This window comes from Mesorhizobium sp. M7A.F.Ca.CA.004.12.1.1 (genome assembly GCF_003997835.1).
Classification (GTDB): Bacteria; Pseudomonadota; Alphaproteobacteria; order Rhizobiales; family Rhizobiaceae; genus Mesorhizobium.
The window spans coordinates 1-5,146 of record NZ_RZRK01000451.1 but is presented as its reverse complement, the minus strand read 5'-3'; the positions used below and the strand labels follow the sequence as shown (position 1 = coordinate 5,146).

The window sequence follows — 5,146 nt, the reverse complement described above, 5'->3', positions numbered from 1 at the left end:
ACGCTATTGACCAAGAACTCGTTCCTCGAAGAAATCCGCAAGCAGTATGTGGTGACGGCGCGGGCCAAGGGCCTGTCGGAACGGCAGGTGCTCTACGGCCACGTCTTCCGCAACGCCATGCTGATCGTCATCGCCGGCTTTCCCGGCGCCTTCATCTCGGCCTTCTTCACCGGCTCGCTGCTGATCGAGAACATCTTTTCCCTCGACGGCCTCGGCCTGCTCGGCTTCCGGTCGGTGGTCGAGCGCGACTATCCCGTGGTGTTCGCCAATCTTTACATCTTCTCGCTGCTCGGGCTGTTCGTCGGTCTCTTGTCCGACCTGCTCTACACCTGGGTCGATCCGCGCATCGATTTCGAGCGGAGAGACATCTGATGTCGGAGGCTACAGTCCCCGTGGACGCGGCACCCGCGCGGATCAAGCGGCCGTTTCTGTCGCCGCTCAACAAGCGGCGCCTGCAGAACTTCAGAGCCAACCGGCGCGGCTACTGGTCGCTGTGGATCTTCCTCGTCCTGTTCGTGCTGTCGCTGTTTTCCGAGTTCATCGCCAACGACAAGCCGATCATCGCCTCCTACAAGGGCGAGATCCTGTTTCCGGTGCTGGTCGCCTACCCCGAGGAAAAATTCGGCGGTTTCTATGCCGTCACCGATTATCGCGACCCGGTCATCCAGGACGAGATCAACGCCAATGGCTGGATGATCTGGCCACCGGTGCGCTACTCCTATCAGACCGTCAACAACGCCATTCCGGAAGCAGCGCCGGCCAGGCCGTCTTGGCAGTATGACGCCACGAAGCGCTGCAACCAGTATCCGAAGGGTGCCGCCGACCCCGCCTGCATCGTCGGCAACTGGAATTGGCTCGGTACCGACGACCAGGCGCGCGACGTGCTGGCGCGCGTCATCTACGGCTTCCGCATTTCGGTGCTGTTCGGCCTGATCCTGACCGCCGGCTCGGCCTTGATCGGCGTCGCGGCCGGCGCCGTGCAAGGCTATTTCGGCGGCTGGACGGATCTCTTGTTCCAGCGTTTCATCGAAATCTGGTCGGCGATCCCGGTGCTCTATCTCCTGCTCATCGTCGCCGCCATCCTGCCGCCGGGCTTCTTCATCCTGCTCGGCCTGATGCTGCTGTTCTCCTGGGTGGCGCTGGTCGGCGTGGTGCGGGCCGAGTTCCTGCGCGCCCGCAATTTCGAATATGTCAACGCGGCCCGGGCGCTCGGCGTGCCCAACCGCACCATCATGTTCCGGCACCTGCTGCCCAACGCCATGGTGGCGACATTGACCTTCATGCCCTTCCTGCTCTCAGGCTCGATCTCGACGCTGACCTCGCTCGACTACCTCGGCTTTGGCCTGCCGCCCGGCTCCGCCTCGCTCGGCGAACTGCTCAAGCAGGCGCAGCGGAACCTCAATGCGCCGTGGCTCGGCATCTCCGGCTTCGTCGTCATCTCGCTGATGCTGTCGCTGCTGGTCTTCGTCGGCGAGGCGACGCGCGACGCCTTCGATCCGCGCAAGACGTTCAGATGAGCGAAGCCCCCTTGCTCAGCGTACAGGACCTCAGCGTCGCCTTCAGCCAGGGCGGCGGCCAGTCGACGGCGGTCGACCACATCTCGTTCGACATCGCCAAGGGCGAGACGGTGGCGCTGGTCGGCGAATCCGGTTCCGGCAAATCGGTCTCGGCGCTTTCGGTGCTGAAGCTGTTGCCTTATCCAAGCGCCAGCCATCCCTCGGGAAAGATCCTGTTCCAGGGCGCCGACCTGCTGGCGATGAACGAGAAGCAGTTGCGGCAGGTGCGCGGCAACAAGATCACCATGATCTTCCAGGAGCCGATGACTTCGCTCAATCCGCTGCACACGATCGAGCAGCAGATCGTCGAGATCCTGAAGCTGCACCAGGGCACGGCCGACCGCCCGGCCAAGGAGCGCACGCTGGCCTTGCTCAACGAGGTCGGCATCCGCGATCCGCACAAGCGCCTCGATGCCTATCCGCACCAGTTGTCCGGCGGCCAGCGCCAGCGCGTGATGATCGCCATGGCGCTGGCCAACGAGCCCGAACTTCTGATCGCCGACGAGCCGACGACGGCGCTCGACGTCACCGTGCAGGCGCAGATCCTCGAGCTGCTGGCCGGGCTGAAGAGCCGCAAGGGCATGTCGATGCTGTTCATCACCCATGATCTCGGCATCGTGCGCAAGATCGCCGACCGTGTCTGCGTGATGACCAAGGGCAAGATAGTCGAGACCGGGCCGACCAAAGAGATCTTCGCCAATCCGCAGCATGCCTATACAAGGCATCTGCTGGCGGCCGAGCCGAAGGGCAAGCCGCCGGCCGCCAATGCCGATGCCAAGCCTGTCATGACCGGCAAGGACGTAAAGGTCTGGTTCCCGATCAAGCAGGGCTTCTTCCGCCGCACCGTCGACAATGTGAAGGCCGTCGACGGCATCGATGTCACCGTGCGCGCCGGCCAGACGCTGGGCGTGGTCGGCGAATCCGGCTCCGGCAAGACGACGCTCGGCCTGGCGCTGGCAAGAATGATCTCGTCGACCGGCACGATCCAGTTCAACGGCCGCGACATCAACCAGCTGACTTTCAACGCCATGCGGCCGCTCAGGCGCGAATTGCAGATCGTCTTCCAGGATCCGTTCGGCTCGCTCAGCCCGCGCATGTCGATCGCAGAGATCATCGAAGAAGGCCTCAAGATCCACGAGCCGAAGCTGTCGCCCGACGAGCGCGACGACAAGGTGGCCGCCGTGCTGAAGGAGGTCGGGCTCGATCCGGCGACACGCAACCGCTATCCGCACGAGTTTTCCGGCGGCCAGCGCCAGCGCGTTGCCATCGCACGCGCCATGGTGCTCAACCCGCGCTTCGTCATGCTGGACGAGCCGACATCGGCACTCGACATGAGCGTGCAGGCGCAGGTCGTCGATCTGCTGCGCAGCCTGCAGGCCAAGCACGATCTCGCCTATCTCTTCATCAGCCATGATTTGAAAGTCATCCGCGCGCTCGCCAACGACGTCATCGTCATGCGCAATGGCCGGATCGTCGAAGCTGGTCCTTCCCAGCAGATTTTTGAAAATCCGCAAACCGACTATACTCGGGCGCTGATCTCGGCCGCCTTCAAGATCGAGACGGCACCGGTCGGCATCGTCAGCGAGTGATTTGCGTAGAGAGGGACTAAAAGACCGCAATGGAAAAAGGCCGTATCCTGCTTGCCGTCACCGGCTTTCATCCGCAGCGCTGGCGCGAGCTCCTGTCGGCCGAGCGCGAGGTGGTGCTGGAGCCTGACGGCGCCAGCGACCCGTCGATCACCTATGCCGTGGTGTGGAAGCAGAAGCCGAACCTGTTGTCGTCGCTGCCCAATCTGCGCGCCATCTTTTCGATCGGCGCCGGCGTCGATCATATCTTCGCCGATCCCGGCCTGCCCGATGTGCCTGTTGTCAAGGTCGTCGCCGACAATCTCACCCAGTACATGACCGAATATGTCGTCTGGCGGGTTCTCGACCATCACCGCCAGGGCCTGCTCTACCGGTCGCAGCAGCCGAAGAAGATCTGGCACGAGCCGCAGCAGAGGCCTGCCGGTGACATTTCGGTCGGCATCATGGGCCTCGGCAGTCTCGGCCGCGCCGCGGCCTCGGTGCTTTTGTCGCTCGGCTTTGCCGTCAATGGCTGGTCGCGCACCGACAAGGCCATGGAAGGCGTCGCGACCTATTCCGGCGAAGCTGGACTGATCCCCTTCCTCAAGGCCACCGACATCCTGGTGGTGCTTTTGCCGCTGACGCCTGAGACCAAGGGCATTATCAACTACGGCGTGCTGAAGGAATTGCGGAAGCGCAACGGCCTCGGCGGTTCGGTGCTGATCAATGCCGGGCGCGGCCGTCTGCAGAAGGATGCCGACATTTTGCGGGCGCTGGATGACGGCACATTGAAGGAGGCGAGCCTCGACGTGTTCGAGGTCGAACCGCTGCCGAAGACCAGTCCGCTGTGGGGGCATCCAAAAGTGTTTGTGACGCCGCACGCGGCAGCGACCTCCGATCCGGTGCATCTGGCGCCGATCATGCTGCGCCAGATGGACGCCTTCGAACGCGGTGAAAAGCTGGACAATCTGGTGGACCGCAAGGCGGGGTACTAGCCAGGCAGAGCGATCTTCTTCTGCTTGTCCGGCTGGCCGCAGTCGCGTCGATCGATCGACCGGTTCATGGCATCGATCTCACCGCTTGCCTTGTCGGTATCGCGTTTGGCCTTGGAGCGCATGTCAGGCGTGAACGGGCCGAAGCCCATCGCCGGGTTGGAGAATGTCGGCTTGGCCTTCGCCGGAAGGTTGTATTGCTGCGCCAAGCCATTGCGCTGCGCCAGCAACTGATCGCACGGCACGGTGTCGTATTGCAGGGAGGACTGGACGTTCGCATCCTGCTGTTCCGACATCGAGGTGCCGCCGACACAGCCGGCGGTCAGCAGGCAAGAGGCCAAGATCATCATGTTCCAGCGCATCGGCTATGCTCCTCCTGATATCCCGCCCTGATGCGAGCAGATCGCAAATATCAGTCGCGCATGCAAATCGGACTTTTTCACAGCAAGAAGCGGCGAGGCTGCCCCTCCGCTGGCGCGTGGCTGACGGAGCATCAAACGAAAACCCGCCTGCGCGGCGGGTCACTGGCGCAAATCAGCACCATGGGCGAAAATGTGCTGAGGGCAGGGTGTCAAGAAAAAATTCCTATCGCTGCCGGTAAAAGCTGCCGACACCGCCGAACTGGCTGTCGTCAGGTCCTTTGTCGGGCTGAGTTCGGAGCCCCGGCCACAACGACCAACCCGTTGACGTGTTCCCCACGATCCTGCCGGATGACGGTTGGCTCCAGTGAGAGGACCGAAAGCCCGTTGGCGGCCAGGACGTCGCGCACATAGTGTTGCGCATGCGCGTAGCGGCGCGACGGCAGCAGCACGAAATCGCCATCGCCAGCCAGCGTTTCGACGGAAAACGCGAACAGGCCGTCCGTCGCCAGCAAGCGGGCAATCGTCTTCACCACGCCGTCCAGCGCGCCGACATAGATGAAAACATCGGCCACCGTCACCAGATCGGCTTTCGGACCGGCATAGGGAAAATCCCGCAGATCGGCCTTGTCGAGGAAATCGTAGACGCCCTTGGCCCGCGCCTTTCTTAGCAT

General features: G+C 63.0%; 6 protein-coding genes. 4 read left to right on the top strand and 2 right to left on the bottom strand.

Features of this window, described 5'->3' with window-relative positions:
* From EN984_RS22175 to EN984_RS22160, 4 genes are all read left to right on the top strand, one after another.
* Positions 1-372, top strand: a 372-nt coding sequence (locus EN984_RS22175; protein ID WP_127383949.1) for an ABC transporter permease subunit, incomplete at its 5' end; no start/stop codon positions are given.
* Positions 372-1,517, top strand: coding sequence for an ABC transporter permease (locus EN984_RS22170; RefSeq protein WP_127271572.1), 1,146 nt, complete (start codon positions 372-374; stop codon positions 1,515-1,517). The genes EN984_RS22175 and EN984_RS22170, both read left to right, overlap by 1 nt.
* Positions 1,514-3,145, top strand: coding sequence for an ABC transporter ATP-binding protein (locus EN984_RS22165; protein WP_127271574.1), 1,632 nt, complete (start codon positions 1,514-1,516; stop codon positions 3,143-3,145). Before EN984_RS22170 ends, EN984_RS22165 begins: the two co-directional genes overlap by 4 nt.
* Positions 3,146-3,174: 29 nt before the next feature.
* Positions 3,175-4,116, top strand: a complete 942-nt coding sequence (locus EN984_RS22160; RefSeq protein ID WP_127271229.1) for a glyoxylate/hydroxypyruvate reductase A — start codon at positions 3,175-3,177, stop codon at positions 4,114-4,116.
* On the opposite strand, the gene EN984_RS22155 is transcribed toward EN984_RS22160, so the two are convergent.
* Together EN984_RS22155 and EN984_RS22150 are read right to left on the bottom strand one after the other, a co-directional pair.
* Positions 4,113-4,475 (bottom strand): hypothetical protein, encoded by a 363-nt coding sequence (locus EN984_RS22155; protein ID WP_127271228.1) that lies wholly within the window; start codon positions 4,473-4,475, stop codon positions 4,113-4,115. The genes EN984_RS22160 and EN984_RS22155 overlap by 4 nt on opposite strands.
* 269 nt (positions 4,476-4,744) lie before the next feature.
* Positions 4,745-5,146, bottom strand: a 402-nt coding sequence (locus tag EN984_RS22150; protein WP_127383948.1) for a methyltransferase domain-containing protein, incomplete at its 5' end; no start/stop codon positions are given.

Excerpts from the sequence above, each read along its gene's own strand:
- EN984_RS22165 (WP_127271574.1), top strand. The coding sequence starts at position 1,514 with ATGAGCGAAGCCCCCTTGCTCAGCGTACAGGACCTCAGCGTCGCCTTC.
- EN984_RS22160 (WP_127271229.1), top strand. The coding sequence starts at position 3,175 with ATGGAAAAAGGCCGTATCCTGCTTGCCGTCACCGGCTTTCATCCGCAG.
- EN984_RS22170 (WP_127271572.1), top strand. The coding sequence starts at position 372 with ATGTCGGAGGCTACAGTCCCCGTGGACGCGGCACCCGCGCGGATCAAG.
- EN984_RS22155 (WP_127271228.1), bottom strand. The coding sequence starts at position 4,475 with ATGCGCTGGAACATGATGATCTTGGCCTCTTGCCTGCTGACCGCCGGC.